Source organism: Desulfobaculum sp. SPO524, from assembly GCF_044987625.1.
Taxonomy (GTDB): domain Bacteria; phylum Desulfobacterota; class Desulfovibrionia; order Desulfovibrionales; family Desulfovibrionaceae; genus Desulfobaculum.
In genome coordinates this window covers 126,959-142,935 of record NZ_JBJDSB010000003.1, presented here as the reverse complement: position 1 = coordinate 142,935, position 15,977 = coordinate 126,959, and the positions used below count along the sequence as shown (strand labels likewise).

Genomic DNA, 15,977 nt, shown 5'->3' with positions numbered 1-15,977 from the left:
GGCATTACGCGGCCCCGTCACCGTCCGACGGGGGGACCACGCGCAGTCCGTGGGCACCCTTGGGAGCCAGATCAGGCAGGTCGCGCAGCTCATCGGTCCGGCGCTGAAAGTCATCCAAAGCCGGAACGTCATAGCCTTCCGCCTTCAAGCGCATGGCGGTTTCGTAGGCCTGCACGCCAAGGCGCAGTCCGGATTCAATCAGGGCAAGGGTTCCAGCTTTCATGACTTGTCACCTCCGTGGAGATACTGCTTTGCGTCCATGAGCAATGCCGCGCACGACGAAAACGCCCGCCGCGCATCGCGCAGCAAGGCGTCATATCCTTCCGGCTCCGTGTCGGTCCGGGCGTAGACCTGTGCGGCGTCACGATAGGCCACGATGGCACGCTTGGCGGTATCCATGGCCGGGGCCACCTTGGCGTGCAGAAACGCCACGCCTTCGGGCGGCAACGCGTCATGCAATTCGCCATACTCGGCATACAGGCCGACATAGTTGATCCTCAGCTCCTCCCCGACGGCGAGGGCGCGATCCTGCGGCGACAGATCGGCCAACGCGCACGCCTGCAAGGACAGCGGTAGGCACAGCGCCAGCACCACAAGGGGCTTTGCGCCCCCTTTTGCCCCCTTCTTGACGCTCACTTTCTTGGACGCCTTCATGCGGCCATACACGGTCGCCACAGCGCCCACCGCCGCGCCGATAGCCACCCCGCAATCAACCATGCCCGCTTGCGCCTCTGCGCCCACACCATGGCCCCACAGGGCCGCAATGGTGCTGATGAAGGACACAACCACACCCCAAAAGGTGCGAGACTGATAGATAGGTTTCACATCGTCCATGCTAACCTCCACAATTTTGAGACGATAAAACACAATCGCCATACAAAATAAAAAAGCGCCGCCATAATGGCGACGCCTATATACATGGATACGCGGTATCTTTTATTCTATGTCTGTTCTTCTTGCATGTGCGTCCGGGCCAGAGCCTCGATAAATCCATTCATTTCTGTATTCATCAGCTCCGTTGTGGTGAACCTATGACTACAGCGCTTACACTCCCGCAGACGGACAACAGTTCTGTAATCATCCAAGGACCGCACAACCATCGTATCCGCTCCGCACCGTGGACAACTGAGCATTAGTCTTCCTCTATCCCCACCACTTCACGTTCATCCAAAAACGCCTCAAGGCTTATCGCGCGGATGCGGTAGCGTGGGCGTTCAGCCGTGCCGAGGTTGCTGGCCCGCAGTTCCCCGCGCCGGATCAGCCCCCGGACGTATTCCGGGCGGCATTCAAGCCGCTCGGCGACCTGCCGCACCGTCAGCGTCTTCCCCATCAAAAATGCCTCCCATAAATTGGATAGCGGCCCTACGGCGCTCGTCGCGGAAACTCAAATAGTGGCGCGTGCTGGCCGGGTCTTTGTGCCCGAGGGCAAGGCTCACCTCCGTGAAGGGGTCCACGGCCTTGCCCGCCGCCACCTGTTCCAACATGTAATCATAGAGCCGATTCGCAAACGTCTTGCGCAATGTGTGCGTGCCAAGATTCTCGCTGATGCCACTGGCTTCGAAGGCATGAATCAATACCCGGTACGCCTGTGAACGCGAGATCGCCCCTCGGCCCGACTGCGAAAGAAACAGCGGCGTATCCGGCGACGGCCACCCCAACGCCCTGATCTGCTCCAAGATCGCCACGCGGGCCTCGCGCGCGAGGTAGACCGTCCGGCTTTCGTGTCGCCCCTTCATATGCCGCCGCGCCACCCGCACGGAACGCCGTACGCGCTTCTGCGCCACAACGTCCTGCACATGCAGGGACAACATTTCGGAAACGCGAAAGCCCGCCGTAACGCCAAGTACAAACAAGCACCTATTGCGCACGGCGAGCCTTCCAGAGAACGACGAAAACGCTCGGCGGATTTCGTCCTCAGTTAGCGGGCGGCACCCTTTCACGCCGCCACCTTCTCAATATACCCCGGCAAGCCAGCCCGGTCCCCGTGTGGGCCGGGGATGACGCGGATGGCTTGGCCGTAGCGCTTGTGCTGGCCGACATCGATGTGCCCCCACGACATCCCGGCCCCGGCTTCGATGCGTTCTACATGTGCGAAGGTCGGGTCTGTGGGATTCTTGAGCATGTCGTCCCAAATCTCCTGCGGGGTCACATAGCGGAAGTGCCCATCGAAGGCGCGAAACCAGTAGTGCTCGGACAGGTCCGCGCCAACGCCGCACCCAAAGGGACGCCATCCGCTATACCGCAAAGCGTTCGGATCATCCCCGCGCCATAGCCAGTCGTTCACGGTAAAGACACCGTACCGCTTGCGGAACAGGTCCAGCGTCACCAACAGCCGACGATCAAAGCACCGGAACAGCATAGCCGGGTAATGCCGATACACACGCTGCATATTCTCCGGCAACAACTCCGGCGGCGGCACCAGTTCTTCAATGCGAAACCACTTGCAGGTATAAAACATCATCGCTCCTATGCGGCCTCGGTGGCGCAGATCTGCCGCCAGCGTGCCGCGCGCATGATTGGGTACACGGTGTTGATGGTCCTCTCGAAGACGTCAAACCGCTCGCCATCGAAAGCACCCCGCATCAAAATCACGTCCACACGCCGCCCGCCCAAATGCTCATGGCAATCAACTTCAAACTCCACCACCTCGCCACGCGGCGGCAGGAACTCCACCGGGAGGCGTCCGGCAACCATCGCCGGGATTTCTATCCAACACCCCATCACTGCAACCTCTTCGGTTCGGCCCTCTCCAAAACGGCGAGCGCCTTTTTCCGATCACCGACAAGGGCAACACTTTCTGTCCCCCTGCGTCCGGGCAACGCCTTGGCGTGCGTGATGCCTTCCTCGGCAAACGCCACATACCGCCGCACGAAGTCCTTGCGGAACCACTTTTCTTCGCCTTCGCGCACGCTGTCACACAGCAGCCCCCAACCTCCAAACCCTCGCCACACCACGGCGGCGGTTACGTGGTCGTCAAAGGCTACGGCGTTGTATGCGCCATACTCCGCAATGGCCTTGAGCACTTTGTCTGCCTCCAGCTCAGCGCGGGTTTCAACTCGGCCTTGCACCAGCTCGCGCAACTCAACCGGGCGCGGAAAGAAACGGCCGTGCATAATGGCCTTGCCGATGGCCGTTTTCACCTGCTCCACGGTGAAGTCCTGCAAGGCGCGATGATAAATCTTGGGCAATTGCTCTGTGCACTCCTTGCCAAACGTCTCGCACAAGGCCGCAAAGCTCGCCAAAAACTGCATCCGTTCGTTCTTGTTGCTCCATTCCATGTCGCTACCCCTCCGCCGCCAGTCGCTCGAACACGCTGCGGTTCTTCTCGCTCACACTCTGCTTACCCTTCGGCGCCCCCTTGGCGCTTGCCTCGGCCTGATCGTGGTACGTGCCTTCGACAACCTTGGTCAGGTTGCTCGGGTTTACCAGCCAATCAAAGTTGGCGCGGAAGCCATTCTTCTGGCCGCACAGGAACGGCGAACGAGAGACGTACTCGAAATAGCTGTCCCACCACTCGACGCTCTGCCGCTCCGGGTTGCTTTGCCACCGTGCGCGCAAGTGCTTCTTGCGCTTGTCGGTCAACTCACGAACGGAGGGAAGATACTGCCCAAGCCGTGCGTTGTAGGCCTCCACGATGCGCTTATACGGGCAAGCGGCTTTCTTTGGCGCTTCTGGTGTAGGCTCGGTGTCTTCCACTTCGCAGGTCGTTTCAGGCTGTTCAGGAGCAGGGCGCGACGTGTCGCCGTCGGCAGACGGTGACGAAGCTTCGCAAGAAGCTCTCTTCTCTTCTTCCTGCGTAGCAGGAGCAGGAGAAGGAGAAGGAGAAGGAGCTAGCGAAACCCTAGGGTGCCCCCCGGGGGTGTCTTGGGGTACCCCGGGGGTACCCACAGGGTACCCTGCGGGTGTGTCGGGGGTCGCTGGCGAATCGCTCAGGGGTTCCCCAGCAGTCGCTGGACGATAGTCCTTCCACCCTGCGTATTCGCTGGGGGTCAGGCGGTCGATTCCCCTGGCCTCGCACTCTAGGAACGCCGCCTTGTTGAACTGCTTCAACTTTGAGAGCCGCGCCTTGTCGCTACGTTCCTTTGCCTCGGACGCCCACGGGTTGTGCTCTTGCCAGTCGTGGAGGTGGTAGATGCCCTCTTCGCACTGCTCCAAGAAGCCAACCTCACAGAGGGTTTCCACCAAGGCCTGCGGGTCGTCTTCCCACTCTGCGGCAATGGCGATATCCTCCGCATCCATACCTATGAGCGAGCCATCCGGCTTCAACTCGGCGGCATAGGCCCACAAGGCCAGCACGGCATACGGCCCTGCTAATCCAAGTCGGCGCTTGAGCTTGATGGTTTTGTGGTGGCGGAAGAAGCCTGTGGAAACTCGGAAGTCCTTGTTCATGCCGCCCCCTTCTCGTCGTAGATCGGCCTTGGGTGGGCAACGTCGATAACTTCCGCGCAATCGCCAAGTTGCTCGCTTAGCACGCGCACAAGGGCGGCCACACCGGGGCGCTCATCTTCAACCAGATCGGAAATCTCAGACAGGGCGTCACTGATGGTGAAGAGACGGCAAACAGCCTCTTGAGGGGAAGGGGTGGGGGTCGGGACCATAACGGCACCTCCAGCAGATTTAGTATGGTGTCGCCCATAACAAAAAAAGAGCGACACAGTGCTACTAGGTTCTGCTGGGAACCCCCGGTCCTCACGGATACCGGACACTGTGCCGCTCTTTTTACCACGTCCAAAGACGCGGCACTGAGAAGCCTTAGAAAACAAAACCTCCGAATGCGACCCAGTAGCCTGAGACGCGAGGGCGGAGGGACCCCCAGCAGATTTAGTGAGGCCACCATTGCCCAAGGTCCGAAGTATTGTCAAGGGAGCGTATGTTTTCATGCGACCCATTTCCTTGCGTTTTCGCATGCTCCGTGGCATACTTTGGTTTCGTCTTTTAGGTATCTAGCGCTCGCTAGAACCCTGCCCCTCGGTAGCCGCCGGGGGGCTTTTTTTGCATTCGCCTTTCTGGTATCGCCTTTCTTGTCCAATTCATTAACCACCTAACCAGAAAGGAGAAATCATGTCAGAATCTACCCCTAAAAATGAGCTGTATCACATCAGATCTCTGCTGAATGACAAACCCGACAACTATAAGCTTGCCTATGTACTCGCTTATGCAGCCGCAAAAGGCGGTGCAGACCTCAGCCCCAGCGCAGTCTTTGAGAGCACACTTGACGCCCTTAACGAAGCTGACAGAAAGCCTCGTTAAGCCGACAACCAAGCACGTCTAAAATCTTGTCCTTGGGGACGCCCAAGTCTCCAAGGACATTCACGATATCCACCAGCTCACAACCAAGCTCACTCTCGACTTTCGTCTTGAGCTGTACCTTTTCAGCTTCCGCCATCGTCCTTACCTCCTTACGTTCTTAATCTTCACGGCCTTCACCTCACCAACCGTCTTCACCTTCCCAACATCAGGATACCTGCGCAGGCCGTTACGCCCATTGAAGCACCCGGCGCTACAGTACGGGCGCGCAGTCGGCGCGCCGCAGATCGGGCAGCGGTTTTGCGCCATAGCTACCTCCCTTCCTGTTCGTTGCGGTATGCCACCACGGTTTCATCCACTTCGCGCTTAACCTCCTCGGCCAAGCTCTCAATCGCCCGCACGTCCTGACCGGAGCGAATTGCATCATGCAGGGCGACGAGACACGGGTAGTCGTCCAAGCACTCATCCTGCATGTTGTCCTTGTCCGGCCTAGCCGAGGCGTTGGGCACGACATGAACCTCAAGGGGTACCGCCATGTAGTTCAGCATGGCCCGTGCAAGCTCACTTGCTCCAGCGTTGTTGAGGTCGTGCAGCATCATCCGAACACGCTGGATGACAGGCTTGTGCGTCTCGCCCGCGTAATCCGGATTTTTCATTTGCTTGTACAAACTCTTGACCCCAACAACGTAAATCCGTTGCAAGGCCGCGATGCCGAGCGCGTCTTTCGCCTCGCGCATCATCTCCCACGGTTGCAGACCATCTTTCATCCTCGCCCCCTTGGAGACACCACCCCGCGCGTTCGCTTAGCTGACGCGCAGCTTTTTGGGTTATACTGTGCCAAACTTAGGCGACCTTCTTTGGCGCACCTTTGGCGACGCATGTAAACGCCTTGAACAAATCCGGACGCAGTTGCTGGAGCGGGATACCCAAATGGACGGAATAACGGATGGCCGCTTCCCCACCTATTGGCCGCTCACCCTTACAGTGCATAAGGACAGACACGCGGCTAAGCCCGACACGCCTGCCTATTTCAGCGAAACTCAGCGCGTTACACAGCCGAAATTGTTCAAGTACGTTTGGCATGCCCGAAATGTTTCCACAGTGTAACAGATTAGTCAACGACGTTTTTCACCCACGGAACAAGGAACATCCTATGAATGAAAGCATGGAAAGTTACAGGGTTAATGAACGCGCTTGGGGCGCGGTTATGCTTAGGGTTCGCAAACTCCGTGAGGAAGGAAAAACTCTCGACGCCATCGGCAAACTACTGAAAGTAAGCCGAGCGACAGTGAAGAGATGGCTGGACTATGGCGCAGGGGGAGACCGCATCTCCTTCCGTGACATGGTCAGGTACATCGATGCCCTTCGCATTCCTCTGGAAGAAGTCTACGGCATAGACATAGACGCCCCTATCCTCCCAATCCCAACGCCTTACGAAAAACACGTGGCCGCAGCTCTCAAAGCCACGACCACAGCCCTCGGCCAAAAACCCGAGACCATTGCCTATAAAGCGTTCGGCGACCAAACAAAGCCACAAAACGTCCACGACATGCTTAGCGGCGATCAGACCATGACCGTCGGCGAGTTTATAAGCATCTGCAAAGCAATCGGCATAACCCCGACGACAATTCTCGAACGGGCCACCGAACTCTACGAAGAAGAATCAGGAGACGACCACACCACTAGGCACACAGCCTAAGGGTGGTTGAGGGAGGAGGCCGACCGCGGCCTACGGTGAGGTATGATCCTGAGAAGCATTGGTATATCTACCTGTATAGTAAAAGCTTTAAACGCCAATAAATTATTAGACACCGCACTCTCAAAACATTACGCCCAACGAAATACTTATGAGAAAAACTTTCACGGCAAGAACTCCCAATGGCTTACTGCTCGCCTCATTACTCCAAATGTCGGGAGCAATTAAACTTGATGAATTTCTCATAAGTGAAAATCTTCATTTCGTGTTGAAAATCGACGACGAAGGGTGGCATGATTCCACAATCATTGACTATAAATCAGCACGAATTGTAGAAAGTCTCCAAAAAGATATACTTGGTATATACAATGCTATCACGGGGCAACACATTGCCCTCAAAGACGTACATAAACATGAACAACTACTTGTAAAAGTAGAATTGAACGACGGCTGCCTCGAATATGTATGGAAAGGGATGCACGATGTTTTCGCTTATGCATCCCAATTCTCACCAGAAAATAAAATGCTAGTTCTTAAATACATATTCGGCATCATTGGCTTCTCCATCACTGCATGGCTTTCAGGGCGTGCAATCGATTCTTACACCAAAATAAAATGCCAAGCTATAAGCTCTGACACTGAAAAAAATTGTGCGAGCATAAAGGCAGAAGCCGAAACAAAATGCAAAGAGCTTGAGACAGAAGCTCAAGTCAGATGCAAAGAAATCGACTATATGATCAAGAAAATCGAGGCAGAGGCGAATATTGATACCGCTGAAATAGCAAGGACTCAGAATATACTCAAAAAAAACCATAGAACACCTAAAAATGTTTCAGAATTTATAAGCGACAACGCAACCGTAACATTAGGCAATACTGCTCCCATATCCGGATCAGAATTAAGGCTTGTCGTTGCAGACAAAAAGAAAGAGATTTCTCACGATAGATTTCATATAGATGGACTATACAAAGTCACAGACTACAGCTTTGAAAAATGTTTAGCCCGTCTTTATAGAAGCACGTACATCAATGCGAGCATGACAGACTTAAACCCAAAAGATAAACAGACTATATGCAAGCTAGCATCTGAGTACATGCATGCAGGAACATCCCCGCGACTAAACCTACAAATCAACTTAGACATCATTAATGGCGAAAAGCATGCCACCATCATAGGTATTGGAGAGCCTCGCACAGATTCCGTTCCTCTATCCTCTTTAAAGAATTTTAAATTTGCTTCGGAACCCTTTTCAGAACAAGCGAATCTTCTAGATTACACCGCGAACTAATTCACCAACCCCGCCCCGGCGGGGTTTCTTTTTGCCCTTCCTGTTTCATCGGTGAAATTTTTCTTGACCAAAATGTTCCGCTGATGAAACACTCTATCTCAACGCAACACTTCCTCCCACTCTGAGCCGTTCGCTAGGCGCTCCCCGGAGCTAGACGAACATGCGGCGGACTGGAGCACGCCGGAAGCTGCGTATCCCCGGCAAGTACCCCGTTGTCTGTGAATACCGATCCATTCAGAACTGCCCGACATCTGCGACATCAAAAGGAGGAAGCAGTGGAGCGGATATCGCTTGATTACCCTGTGGAGTTTAAAGGCCAGCGTCTGGACACCCTCCACATGCGCCGCCCTAAGGTACGTGACCAAATCGCCGTCCAAAGCGAGACAGAGAGCAGCGCAGAACAGGAGTTTAACCTGTTCGCAAACTTGTGCGAGGTGTCACCCGAGGTGCTCAAAGACATGGACCTCAAGGACTATACCAAGCTTCAGGAGGCCTACCGGGATTTTTTTTCTTAACGCCGCCTGAGGCGCGGCGGTGCGTGCTTCTTCTTGCGAACTACACAGGATGGTCGTTCGCAGAGCTAACAAGCATGCCCGTGGAGGACATGCTTGCTTGGATTGCAGACATACCGAAGGCAACCGCTAACTGACTCCACAAAATCATCAACAACCAAAACCCGCCACACAAGGAGGGCAACACCATGCCTGCACAGTTCCGTAGAACCCTGCATACCGTCGCCCTTCTTGCGTGGCGCACCGTAGGAGCCGTTTGTTTCCTCGCCGCATACATGGCCCTCGTGGCCGCAGGGCAGTGGATAACCGGCACCATCTAACCCGCAAAGTAAAAGGAGGGAAAATGCCTGATGAGGACAACAGGCAAGCCGAATGGAGACCGAATGGAGTCAACATTGAAGTCTCAGACGGCAATGAAGTGATCTTTGGCTTCTACGCCGACAACAACGTCTTGCTGTCCACCTCACCCCAGCGCCTTCGCGAAAGTTCCGAGGCCCTCACGAAAGCGCTGGAGTACCTTAGGCAACTATCAATTACTGATGGTGTATTTCTTCCACGGAATAAGTGAAACGGGGACATTCACAAGGAAGTCCACTAAATCCGGGCGTCCCCAAAACTTAGAACGTCCGCTGCTATCTTGAGCCATCAGCACAACAGGGTTTTGGAAAAAATGCGTGAATTGTCGCTGAACATCTTCCCGCTGAGTGGAATTATTCAGCACATGCTGTTTCACGACGACAATTGCAAATGTCACGCCCTGTTCTTTTATCAGGGCACCTTCGAACTGCATCTTTCATACTCCTTTACTGGTTAATAGGTGAAGCAAGATACAGCCAGACCAATAGCGCACAGTACTGACAGATGCAAAACCAACCAAACCCGCAACCGGAGGTTCTTCTTATGGAAGATGGATACGTCTCTCTTGCCAACCTCAAAGGCGGTGCCGCTATCGAGGCATTCGACTACTGCTTGAGCGAGGCGTGGGACAACATTCTGGACCCCAACACGGACCCCAAGAAAAAACGCAAGGTCACGCTGGAAATCACCCTCACACCGAGCGCGGACCGCCAGAACGTCACGTGCCAGATCGGCACCAAGACGGCCCTTGCCCCACAGGCCCCCATGGATTCCACCCTCTATGTGGATAAGGACCAGACCGGAACGGCCGTAGCCGCCGAGCTTGGCCCCTACAACCCCGGCCAGCACCTGTTACCTGAAGTCGAACCCGATAACGTCACCCCGTTCCGCAAAGCAGGAGGCGCTAACTAATGCTCAAATCCCTTTTCGAAAGCGTTCTCAAAGTGGGCGCAGAAAATGAACGCCCCGAAGTCATTGAAATTGAGGGACGCAAGTACCTGACCAAATCGGCGCACGAAGTCTTGGCCCCCATGCCGGAAACCTTGCGCGTCTCTACGCTGACCGCGCTGGTCAACTACCTCACCGACAACCGTGACAACTTGGAACTGGAAAACCTTGTCGTCCACGTCGATGGCCCGACCAAAGTGGCAGTGCGCGACAAGCTGACGGACGACTTCCTCCAGCGCCCGAACTACGTGACCGCCGCCCCCCTGCTTCCTTCGTATGTCTTCGACCAGTGGATTTCGACGGATGAATTCATCACGAACTTGCAGGCGCAGTTCGGCGAAGGCGGCGACCGAGAAGCCATGCTGAAAATTGTTGCAGGAGTCCGCGTGGAATCCTCCACCGATATCATCGACGACGGCGTCACGCAGCACGTCAACGCCCGCGCCGGAGTCGCACGCTTGCAGCAGGTAGAGCTGCCCAACCCCTGCAAGCTGTACCCGTACAGCACGTTCCATGAAATCGAACAGCCCGAACGCCAGTTCGTGTTCCGCATGTCGCAGAGCGAACGCGGTGTCGTGTGCAGACTCATCGACGCCGATGGCGGCGCATGGAAACAGGGCGTAGCCATCGCCATTCGGAAGTACCTCCAGACGAACCTGCCCGAAGGCGTGAGTGTGATCGCCTAACCCACCCAAGGGGGCCGGGCCTCCCCTCCCCGGCCCCCTTGCCATCACGCCATCACCAAGGCCCGCGCATGGGCGCGGCCCCTGTTCATGGCCTGATGCATCAGCCGACACTCTGAACGCATTGGAGATACGACTATGGCACTCTTCACGGATTGGATGCAGGAGCTGGCCCACACGGCGGCCAAAGACTTCGGCTTCGCCCCCGAAGCAATCGCCACCTTTGATTCAAGGGAAGGCTGGGGCGGCCAGTGGTGGGCCTTCTGGAATGAAGGATACACACCCTTCAACGCGCTCTTTGAAGCGCTGTGTAACGGCGAGGTTTAGACAATGAAGGAACCGACAACGGACGAACTCATACGGACCATCGCGCAAACAAGCGTCCCCCTGTCTCAAAGATTCCTCAGACAGATCGCACGCCGACTGCACCAGCTCGACACCATAAACGCCGAACTGACGCGCCAACTCGGCGCGACGCAAACCCGCTGCGAAGCCCTCGAACAGGTGATCAAACCGACCAAAGCAACCAAGGTCGCGTTTTCAGGCGAGTTCTCTTTTACCCGCGAAATCGTGGGCGATGAGGACGAAGCCACCATAGAAAAGCTCTTCATCCCATGGGACTCCGTAAAAGACATTATGAAAGCCATGCGGGAACGAGCTGACGAAATGGAAAGGAGGGCTGCGTGATGTCTGTGAACATAGACGGCCTGCGCCTCGCCCTCGGCGATGCATACGCCGACATCGTGAGGCTTGTCGAAGAGCACCAAGAAGTATTGCCATTCGACTTCCTCGACGAGGCGCAAAACAGGCTCCACGAACTCCGCAGAATGATTAGCGTGCTCTACCTTCTGCACTACCCAGACGACGAGCTGTTCAACAACCTCGCCGACAACATTCCCGACCTGCCCGACCCCGAGGAGGTGCTGCATGATTAAACCAATCCTTTTCAACGGGTCTATGGTCCGCACCATCCTCGCGGGCCAGAAGACTCAGACGCGGCGGGTTATCGATTTTATGCAAATCGCGAAACAGACAGGCTGCACACGTGGGCGTCTCGCTTGGTCTACCTTGCTGGAGGGCTGGGCTGTCTTCGACGGAAATGGCGATGCCGATCTTTGCGAGGTGAAAGCGCCCTACGCCGTCGGCGACGTGTTGTGGGTGCGTGAGACGTGGGCGGAAATAGCGGGCGGCGGTTCCGCCGTTTATCGCGCAACGGCAGAGCGGGACGAATGGGAGATTGGGCCAAGCGCCAAGTGGTGCCCCTCCATTCACATGCCCAAGTGGGCCTGCCGCCTGTGGCTCCGTGTCGTCGATGTGCGGGTTGAGCGGTTACAGGACATCACAGAGGCAGATGCGGTAGCCGAAGGCGTATCAATTGAATGTCGCGTTGACCCAAAAGACTGCACAATGGACGTTTGCCAGCGCGAAAATGGCTGCCCCCTTCTCAACTATATTGGAGGATTTGCGGTCCTTTGGGATGACCTCGCCAAGTCCGGCGTGCGGTGGGCCGACAACCCGTGGGTGTGGGTCATCCAGTTCGAGCGCTGCGAGAAGCCGGAGGGGTGGCCGCATGCGTAGCCTATACGACATGCTGGGCGGTCCGGCTGACGCGGGAGAAGAAATCATCGTCGACCTGTTCGCAGGTGGCGGCGGCGCGTCTGAGGGTATCCGTATGGCCATGGGGCGCAACCCCGACATAGCCATCAATCATAATCCGCAGGCCGTATCCTGTCACCGGGCCAACCACCCCGATACGCTGCACATGTGCGAGGATGTTTGGAATGTCCCGCCTACCTATGCCACCAAGGGCCGTCCCGTGGGCCTGTTGTGGGCAAGCCCGGACTGCACACATTTCAGCAAAGCCAAGGGGGGCGCCCCAACTCGAAACGACAAAATCCGTTCCCTTGCGCTGGTCATCACCGACAAGTGGGTGCCCGAAACCCACCCCCGCGTGATCATCATGGAAAACGTGGAGGAAATGCAGACATGGGGACCGCTTGATGCGCAGGGGCGTCCCATCAAGGAGTCCGCCGGCGATACCTGGCGGATGTTCCTCCGCCGCCTTCGTCGCCACGGCTACCGCGTTGAGTACCGTGAACTGCGGGCATGCGACTACGGAGCGCCAACAATCCGCAAGCGGTTGTTCCTCATTGCTCGGCGGGACGGGTTGCCTATTGTGTGGCCTGAGCCGACCCATGGAGACCCAAAGAGCGAAGCTGTAAGGGCAGGCCTGCGCGCGCCATGGCGAACTGCCGCTGAGTGCATCGACTGGACACAACCGTGCCCGTCAATTTTCGACACCAGCGCGAAAATAAAAGAGCGATACGGACTCCGGGCCAAGCGGCCCTTGGCCGACGCCACTCTGCGCCGTATTGCGGAAGGCATCCGGCGGTACGTTCTGGAGATTGCCGAGCCTTTCATCGTCAAATCAAATCACACGGCCAGCTATTATAATTGTTTCCGTGGTCAGGGCATTGCCGAGCCACTGCAAACCGTGACCAAAGCGCCGGGGTTTTCCGTGGTCGCCCCGTTCCTCTCGACCTATTATGGAGAAATCCACCCCGGCGAATTCCGGGGGCAATCCTTGCGTGTCCCGCTGCGAACACAAACCACGGAAAACAGGCACGCGGTGGTGTGCCCGACGCTTATTCAGACCGGATACGGCGAACGGGCAGGGCAAAGCCCGCGTGTTCCGGGACTGGATAGGCCTCTTGGGACGGCTGTAGCCGGCGGCGTGAAGCATGCGCTCGTAAGCGCGTTCCTCGCCAAGCATTTCACAGGCGTAGTGGGCGCGGACACGCGTACCCCGGTCCCGACCATCACAACCAAAGACCACAACGCCGTTGTGATGGCCCATATTGATCGCCAGTTCGGCGAATCTCACGGCAACGCGGTCAAGGCACCGCTTGGAACCACTACAGCAGGAGGTGGTGGAAAGTCCGCGCTTATCGCAAGTAGCCTCATCAAGATGCGCGGGCAGAATATCGGCCAGCCTCAACAAGAGCCACTTCGCACGGTATCAGCAGGCGGTCAGCACCATGCAGAGGTGCGAGCCTTCCTTATGAAATACTACGGGAGTGAAGCAGGCGGGCACAACCTCAAGCGTCCCATGGGCACAGCGACGACCAAGGACCGCTTCGGCTTGGTCACCGTTCGTGGACAAGCATACGTCATCGCAGACATAGGAATGCGGATGCTGAACCCACGGGAACTGTTCCGCGCGCAGGGGTTCCGAGAATCCTACATCATCGAGCACGGAGCCGACGGCGAGAACTTCTCTCGCGCTGCCCAAGTACGGATGTGTGGAAATTCTGTCTGCCCGCCTCTCGCCGCAGCGCTCGCTAAAGCGAACTGTGCGTGGTTGGCAGTATCAAATACGAAGGAGGCGGTATGAGTAGATTCCTCAAGATGGGACAAGCCTGCGAACTGCTCAACGTCTGCCGCAAGACCATGCGGCGCTACTGTGTTGAAGGCATCGTCGAGGCGGAGCAAATCCCGGCCGGAAACCGGATGGACTGGAGAATATCCGAAGATAGCTGCCATGCCCTGTTGCAGGGCAGTGAACTTAAAGCAAGAGTGCTTGAGCATGTGAGAGGCCTGCGGTAATGAAAGGCATGGGGCTTCGTAAACCATTCAAAATACCCGGCTCGCCAAACTACTATTACGAGCTGAACCGCAAGAGGCGTTCCCTCGGAACGCCTCATAAAGCGGAAGCTCTACGCTTGTTCAATGAAATCAAGCGCCAGTACCTTGCGGGCAAATTACAATCCCTTACGGGAGAATGCGGCATCACGCTGGCGGAGTTCGCCGCAGAGTATGAAGAATGGGCCGACGTAAACCGAAGCCCTGCAACCGCTCGGGCTGACAAGCTGGCGGTCAAAAACCTCAGGCAAGTCACGGGAAGCACCACACGCCTAGACAGGCTCGGCGCTAAAGAAGCCGACAAGCTCATCACCGCCTGCCGTAAACGCGGGCTGAAACCAACGTCCATAAATAACTACATCCGCCACTTGCGTTCAGTGTTCAACAAAGCCGTCGAATGGAAGTACCTCAAGAGCAATCCGTTCAAGGGCGTCAAAGAACTGCGTGCTGAGAAAAAGGCCCCCGCCTTCCTCGACAAGAAAGATGTTGCCCGCATTATTTCGACCATCGAAGACGCCGATCTGCGCGCCCTCGTTATGGCCTACCTTGCTACAGGCCGCCGCCGTGCGGAACTGCTCAACCTCGAGTGGCCAGACATAGACTGGAAGCGCAACCGCTACTTTATCCGCAAAAGCAAAACCCATCTTTGCCGCTGGTATCCAATGTCTCAAACCTTCAAGACTATCTTGGACAGTATCCCAAAAGGCAAAGGCCGCATTTTCTCGCGCTGGGAACACCCGGACACAATCAGCCACAACGTGAAGGCCGCACTCGTCAAAGCGGGATTCGGCAATATGCGCCTCCACGATCTGCGCCACTCTTTCGCGGTGCTCTTCCTCGAAGGCGGTGGCGATCTCCGAACCTTGCAAGACCTCCTCGGTCACACCCGATACGCCACGACAGAAATCTACGCCCACCTGTCTGACGACCACCTGCAGGACGAAATCCAGCGCGTAAACTTCCCCCTTGTCCGAATCAAGTAACGCGTAAAATTTGCGTAAAGTCCCCCCGCAAACCAAGCAATACCGTCACTTCTCATATTCTTCGTAATCAGCAGGTCGTGTGTTCAATTCACATCGCTGGCTCCAGAGAATACAAGGGTTTACGAGGATTTCTCGTAAACCCTTTTTCTTGTCTTGCTACCCTATTGCTACCCAACGTGCGTAAACTTTACGCATCGTGATTGCGCCCTCCCTCTGGGGACCGCCTGAAATCCCACGCCATTCTGTGCAAAGGCAGCCCGAGCGCCTGTCCCTCGTTTGTCCCTCACTCCGGGCCATCCGCCAGTGCGACCCTAAATGCTACCCCATTCTGTCCCTCGGCGCTGCCTGACGCTCCATTCCGGAAAAAGGTGACAATGCCCCTTATTCCATCAGCCTTCCCACGTGAACGCTCTTTCCACTCTTTCCCCCACTCCCATTGCACGATCTTGCCAAACCTAGCACACCGTGCAACCGCCCTTCCTCCACCGAAACACCGCCCACCACACCCTCCACATCCCATTGCACCACACACCGAACTTGCCAAAAAACGACGAAAAACACCGCAGGCGGGGGTGGGTGAAAGTTCGTTTTTTCGGCGGGGTAGATGCGTGCGCAACTTTT

Annotated in this window: 25 protein-coding genes; 14 read left to right on the top strand and 11 right to left on the bottom strand. The window is 56.4% G+C overall.

Going from position 1 to position 15,977, the window contains the following annotated elements:
• Positions 1 to 4: 4 nt before the first annotated feature.
• The 9 genes from ACI3L3_RS11905 to ACI3L3_RS11865 all read right to left on the bottom strand — a co-directional run bounded on the left by ACI3L3_RS11905 (position 5) and on the right by ACI3L3_RS11865 (position 4,389).
• A complete protein-coding gene (locus tag ACI3L3_RS11905; protein WP_404845346.1) occupies positions 5 to 223 on the bottom strand; it encodes a hypothetical protein in 219 nt (72 codons plus the stop codon).
• Positions 220 to 834 (bottom strand): hypothetical protein, encoded by a 615-nt coding sequence (locus ACI3L3_RS11900; RefSeq protein WP_404845345.1) that lies wholly within the window; start codon positions 832 to 834, stop codon positions 220 to 222. The genes ACI3L3_RS11905 and ACI3L3_RS11900 overlap by 4 nt, the downstream gene beginning before the upstream one ends.
• Before the next feature lie 107 nt (positions 835 to 941).
• The gene (locus ACI3L3_RS11895; protein WP_404845587.1) at positions 942 to 1,100 is read right to left on the bottom strand and encodes a hypothetical protein; all 159 of its coding nucleotides are present in this window, start codon (positions 1,098 to 1,100) and stop codon (positions 942 to 944) included.
• A gap of 32 nt (positions 1,101 to 1,132) precedes the next feature.
• Positions 1,133 to 1,330: a helix-turn-helix domain-containing protein gene (locus ACI3L3_RS11890; protein WP_404845344.1), complete on the bottom strand. Its 198-nt coding sequence runs from the start codon at positions 1,328 to 1,330 to the stop codon at positions 1,133 to 1,135.
• Entirely contained in the window at positions 1,287 to 1,940 is a 654-nt protein-coding gene (locus ACI3L3_RS11885) for a tyrosine-type recombinase/integrase (RefSeq protein WP_404845343.1), read from the bottom strand. Before ACI3L3_RS11885 ends, ACI3L3_RS11890 begins: the two co-directional genes overlap by 44 nt.
• Positions 1,937 to 2,461, bottom strand: a complete 525-nt coding sequence (locus ACI3L3_RS11880) for a hypothetical protein (protein ID WP_404845342.1) — start codon at positions 2,459 to 2,461, stop codon at positions 1,937 to 1,939. Before ACI3L3_RS11880 ends, ACI3L3_RS11885 begins: the two co-directional genes overlap by 4 nt.
• 5 nt (positions 2,462 to 2,466) lie before the next feature.
• Positions 2,467 to 2,721: a hypothetical protein gene (locus ACI3L3_RS11875; protein ID WP_404845341.1), complete on the bottom strand. Its 255-nt coding sequence runs from the start codon at positions 2,719 to 2,721 to the stop codon at positions 2,467 to 2,469.
• Complete coding sequence (locus ACI3L3_RS11870) at positions 2,721 to 3,278, bottom strand: hypothetical protein (protein WP_404845340.1); 558 nt, start codon at positions 3,276 to 3,278, stop codon at positions 2,721 to 2,723. Before ACI3L3_RS11870 ends, ACI3L3_RS11875 begins: the two co-directional genes overlap by 1 nt.
• A gap of 4 nt (positions 3,279 to 3,282) precedes the next feature.
• Positions 3,283 to 4,389 (bottom strand): hypothetical protein, encoded by a 1,107-nt coding sequence (locus ACI3L3_RS11865; RefSeq protein WP_404845339.1) that lies wholly within the window; start codon positions 4,387 to 4,389, stop codon positions 3,283 to 3,285.
• Positions 4,390 to 5,061: 672 nt separating this feature from the next.
• Between ACI3L3_RS11865 and ACI3L3_RS11860 the strand changes: the two genes are divergently transcribed.
• The gene (locus ACI3L3_RS11860; RefSeq protein WP_404845338.1) at positions 5,062 to 5,250 is read left to right on the top strand and encodes a hypothetical protein; all 189 of its coding nucleotides are present in this window, start codon (positions 5,062 to 5,064) and stop codon (positions 5,248 to 5,250) included.
• Between the two features lie 308 nt (positions 5,251 to 5,558).
• Here the strand turns inward: ACI3L3_RS11860 and ACI3L3_RS11855 are convergent, their stop codons facing one another.
• On the bottom strand, positions 5,559 to 6,014 hold the full coding sequence (locus ACI3L3_RS11855) for a hypothetical protein (RefSeq protein WP_404845337.1): 456 nt from the start codon (positions 6,012 to 6,014) through the stop codon (positions 5,559 to 5,561).
• A 386-nt stretch (positions 6,015 to 6,400) separates the two neighbouring features.
• On the opposite strand from ACI3L3_RS11855, the gene ACI3L3_RS11850 reads away from it, so the two are divergent.
• The 4 genes from ACI3L3_RS11850 to ACI3L3_RS11835 all read left to right on the top strand — a co-directional run bounded on the left by ACI3L3_RS11850 (position 6,401) and on the right by ACI3L3_RS11835 (position 9,063).
• Positions 6,401 to 6,946 carry a hypothetical protein gene (locus ACI3L3_RS11850; protein ID WP_404845336.1) on the top strand — a complete coding sequence of 182 codons (546 nt, stop codon included), beginning with the start codon at positions 6,401 to 6,403 and terminating at the stop codon, positions 6,944 to 6,946.
• A gap of 148 nt (positions 6,947 to 7,094) precedes the next feature.
• Positions 7,095 to 8,231 carry a hypothetical protein gene (locus ACI3L3_RS11845; protein WP_404845335.1) on the top strand — a complete coding sequence of 379 codons (1,137 nt, stop codon included), beginning with the start codon at positions 7,095 to 7,097 and terminating at the stop codon, positions 8,229 to 8,231.
• A 275-nt stretch (positions 8,232 to 8,506) separates the two neighbouring features.
• A complete protein-coding gene (locus ACI3L3_RS11840) occupies positions 8,507 to 8,746 on the top strand; it encodes a phage tail assembly protein (protein WP_404845334.1) in 240 nt (79 codons plus the stop codon).
• Between the two features lie 185 nt (positions 8,747 to 8,931).
• A complete protein-coding gene (locus ACI3L3_RS11835) occupies positions 8,932 to 9,063 on the top strand; it encodes a hypothetical protein (RefSeq protein ID WP_404845333.1) in 132 nt (43 codons plus the stop codon).
• 209 nt (positions 9,064 to 9,272) lie between these two features.
• On the opposite strand, the gene ACI3L3_RS11830 is transcribed toward ACI3L3_RS11835, so the two are convergent.
• Positions 9,273 to 9,533: a hypothetical protein gene (locus tag ACI3L3_RS11830; protein ID WP_404845332.1), complete on the bottom strand. Its 261-nt coding sequence runs from the start codon at positions 9,531 to 9,533 to the stop codon at positions 9,273 to 9,275.
• A 110-nt stretch (positions 9,534 to 9,643) separates the two neighbouring features.
• On the opposite strand from ACI3L3_RS11830, the gene ACI3L3_RS11825 reads away from it, so the two are divergent.
• From ACI3L3_RS11825 to ACI3L3_RS11785, 9 genes are all read left to right on the top strand, one after another.
• A complete protein-coding gene (locus ACI3L3_RS11825; protein ID WP_404845331.1) occupies positions 9,644 to 10,012 on the top strand; it encodes a hypothetical protein in 369 nt (122 codons plus the stop codon).
• Positions 10,012 to 10,734: a hypothetical protein gene (locus ACI3L3_RS11820; RefSeq protein ID WP_404845330.1), complete on the top strand. Its 723-nt coding sequence runs from the start codon at positions 10,012 to 10,014 to the stop codon at positions 10,732 to 10,734. The genes ACI3L3_RS11825 and ACI3L3_RS11820 overlap by 1 nt, the downstream gene beginning before the upstream one ends.
• 135 nt (positions 10,735 to 10,869) lie before the next feature.
• A complete protein-coding gene (locus ACI3L3_RS11815; protein WP_404845329.1) occupies positions 10,870 to 11,058 on the top strand; it encodes a hypothetical protein in 189 nt (62 codons plus the stop codon).
• 3 nt (positions 11,059 to 11,061) lie between these two features.
• Complete coding sequence (locus ACI3L3_RS11810; protein ID WP_404845328.1) at positions 11,062 to 11,418, top strand: hypothetical protein; 357 nt, start codon at positions 11,062 to 11,064, stop codon at positions 11,416 to 11,418.
• Positions 11,415 to 11,666 carry a hypothetical protein gene (locus ACI3L3_RS11805; protein WP_404845327.1) on the top strand — a complete coding sequence of 84 codons (252 nt, stop codon included), beginning with the start codon at positions 11,415 to 11,417 and terminating at the stop codon, positions 11,664 to 11,666. Before ACI3L3_RS11810 ends, ACI3L3_RS11805 begins: the two co-directional genes overlap by 4 nt.
• The gene (locus ACI3L3_RS11800; RefSeq protein WP_404845326.1) at positions 11,659 to 12,309 is read left to right on the top strand and encodes a hypothetical protein; all 651 of its coding nucleotides are present in this window, start codon (positions 11,659 to 11,661) and stop codon (positions 12,307 to 12,309) included. The genes ACI3L3_RS11805 and ACI3L3_RS11800 overlap by 8 nt, the downstream gene beginning before the upstream one ends.
• The gene (locus tag ACI3L3_RS11795) at positions 12,302 to 14,125 is read left to right on the top strand and encodes a DNA cytosine methyltransferase (protein ID WP_404845325.1); all 1,824 of its coding nucleotides are present in this window, start codon (positions 12,302 to 12,304) and stop codon (positions 14,123 to 14,125) included. The genes ACI3L3_RS11800 and ACI3L3_RS11795 overlap by 8 nt, the downstream gene beginning before the upstream one ends.
• Positions 14,122 to 14,337: a helix-turn-helix domain-containing protein gene (locus ACI3L3_RS11790; protein WP_404845324.1), complete on the top strand. Its 216-nt coding sequence runs from the start codon at positions 14,122 to 14,124 to the stop codon at positions 14,335 to 14,337. Before ACI3L3_RS11795 ends, ACI3L3_RS11790 begins: the two co-directional genes overlap by 4 nt.
• Positions 14,337 to 15,356: a tyrosine-type recombinase/integrase gene (locus ACI3L3_RS11785; RefSeq protein ID WP_404845323.1), complete on the top strand. Its 1,020-nt coding sequence runs from the start codon at positions 14,337 to 14,339 to the stop codon at positions 15,354 to 15,356. The genes ACI3L3_RS11790 and ACI3L3_RS11785 overlap by 1 nt, the downstream gene beginning before the upstream one ends.
• Positions 15,357 to 15,977 lie beyond the last annotated feature (621 nt).

Bases quoted from the DNA above. Each gene is read 5' to 3' on its own strand.
- ACI3L3_RS11905 (WP_404845346.1), bottom strand. From the start codon at position 223: ATGAAAGCTGGAACCCTTGCCCTGATTGAATCCGGACTGCGCCTTGGC.
- ACI3L3_RS11900 (WP_404845345.1), bottom strand. From the start codon at position 834: ATGGACGATGTGAAACCTATCTATCAGTCTCGCACCTTTTGGGGTGTG.
- ACI3L3_RS11895 (WP_404845587.1), bottom strand. From the start codon at position 1,100: ATGGTTGTGCGGTCCTTGGATGATTACAGAACTGTTGTCCGTCTGCGG.
- ACI3L3_RS11890 (WP_404845344.1), bottom strand. From the start codon at position 1,330: ATGGGGAAGACGCTGACGGTGCGGCAGGTCGCCGAGCGGCTTGAATGC.
- ACI3L3_RS11880 (WP_404845342.1), bottom strand. From the start codon at position 2,461: ATGATGTTTTATACCTGCAAGTGGTTTCGCATTGAAGAACTGGTGCCG.
- ACI3L3_RS11875 (WP_404845341.1), bottom strand. From the start codon at position 2,721: ATGGGGTGTTGGATAGAAATCCCGGCGATGGTTGCCGGACGCCTCCCG.
- ACI3L3_RS11870 (WP_404845340.1), bottom strand. From the start codon at position 3,278: ATGGAATGGAGCAACAAGAACGAACGGATGCAGTTTTTGGCGAGCTTT.
- ACI3L3_RS11865 (WP_404845339.1), bottom strand. From the start codon at position 4,389: ATGAACAAGGACTTCCGAGTTTCCACAGGCTTCTTCCGCCACCACAAA.
- ACI3L3_RS11860 (WP_404845338.1), top strand. From the start codon at position 5,062: ATGTCAGAATCTACCCCTAAAAATGAGCTGTATCACATCAGATCTCTG.
- ACI3L3_RS11855 (WP_404845337.1), bottom strand. From the start codon at position 6,014: ATGAAAGATGGTCTGCAACCGTGGGAGATGATGCGCGAGGCGAAAGAC.
- ACI3L3_RS11850 (WP_404845336.1), top strand. From the start codon at position 6,401: ATGAATGAAAGCATGGAAAGTTACAGGGTTAATGAACGCGCTTGGGGC.
- ACI3L3_RS11845 (WP_404845335.1), top strand. From the start codon at position 7,095: ATGAGAAAAACTTTCACGGCAAGAACTCCCAATGGCTTACTGCTCGCC.
- ACI3L3_RS11835 (WP_404845333.1), top strand. From the start codon at position 8,932: ATGCCTGCACAGTTCCGTAGAACCCTGCATACCGTCGCCCTTCTTGCG.
- ACI3L3_RS11830 (WP_404845332.1), bottom strand. From the start codon at position 9,533: ATGCAGTTCGAAGGTGCCCTGATAAAAGAACAGGGCGTGACATTTGCA.
- ACI3L3_RS11825 (WP_404845331.1), top strand. From the start codon at position 9,644: ATGGAAGATGGATACGTCTCTCTTGCCAACCTCAAAGGCGGTGCCGCT.
- ACI3L3_RS11820 (WP_404845330.1), top strand. From the start codon at position 10,012: ATGCTCAAATCCCTTTTCGAAAGCGTTCTCAAAGTGGGCGCAGAAAAT.
- ACI3L3_RS11815 (WP_404845329.1), top strand. From the start codon at position 10,870: ATGGCACTCTTCACGGATTGGATGCAGGAGCTGGCCCACACGGCGGCC.
- ACI3L3_RS11810 (WP_404845328.1), top strand. From the start codon at position 11,062: ATGAAGGAACCGACAACGGACGAACTCATACGGACCATCGCGCAAACA.
- ACI3L3_RS11800 (WP_404845326.1), top strand. From the start codon at position 11,659: ATGATTAAACCAATCCTTTTCAACGGGTCTATGGTCCGCACCATCCTC.
- ACI3L3_RS11795 (WP_404845325.1), top strand. From the start codon at position 12,302: ATGCGTAGCCTATACGACATGCTGGGCGGTCCGGCTGACGCGGGAGAA.
- ACI3L3_RS11790 (WP_404845324.1), top strand. From the start codon at position 14,122: ATGAGTAGATTCCTCAAGATGGGACAAGCCTGCGAACTGCTCAACGTC.
- ACI3L3_RS11785 (WP_404845323.1), top strand. From the start codon at position 14,337: ATGAAAGGCATGGGGCTTCGTAAACCATTCAAAATACCCGGCTCGCCA.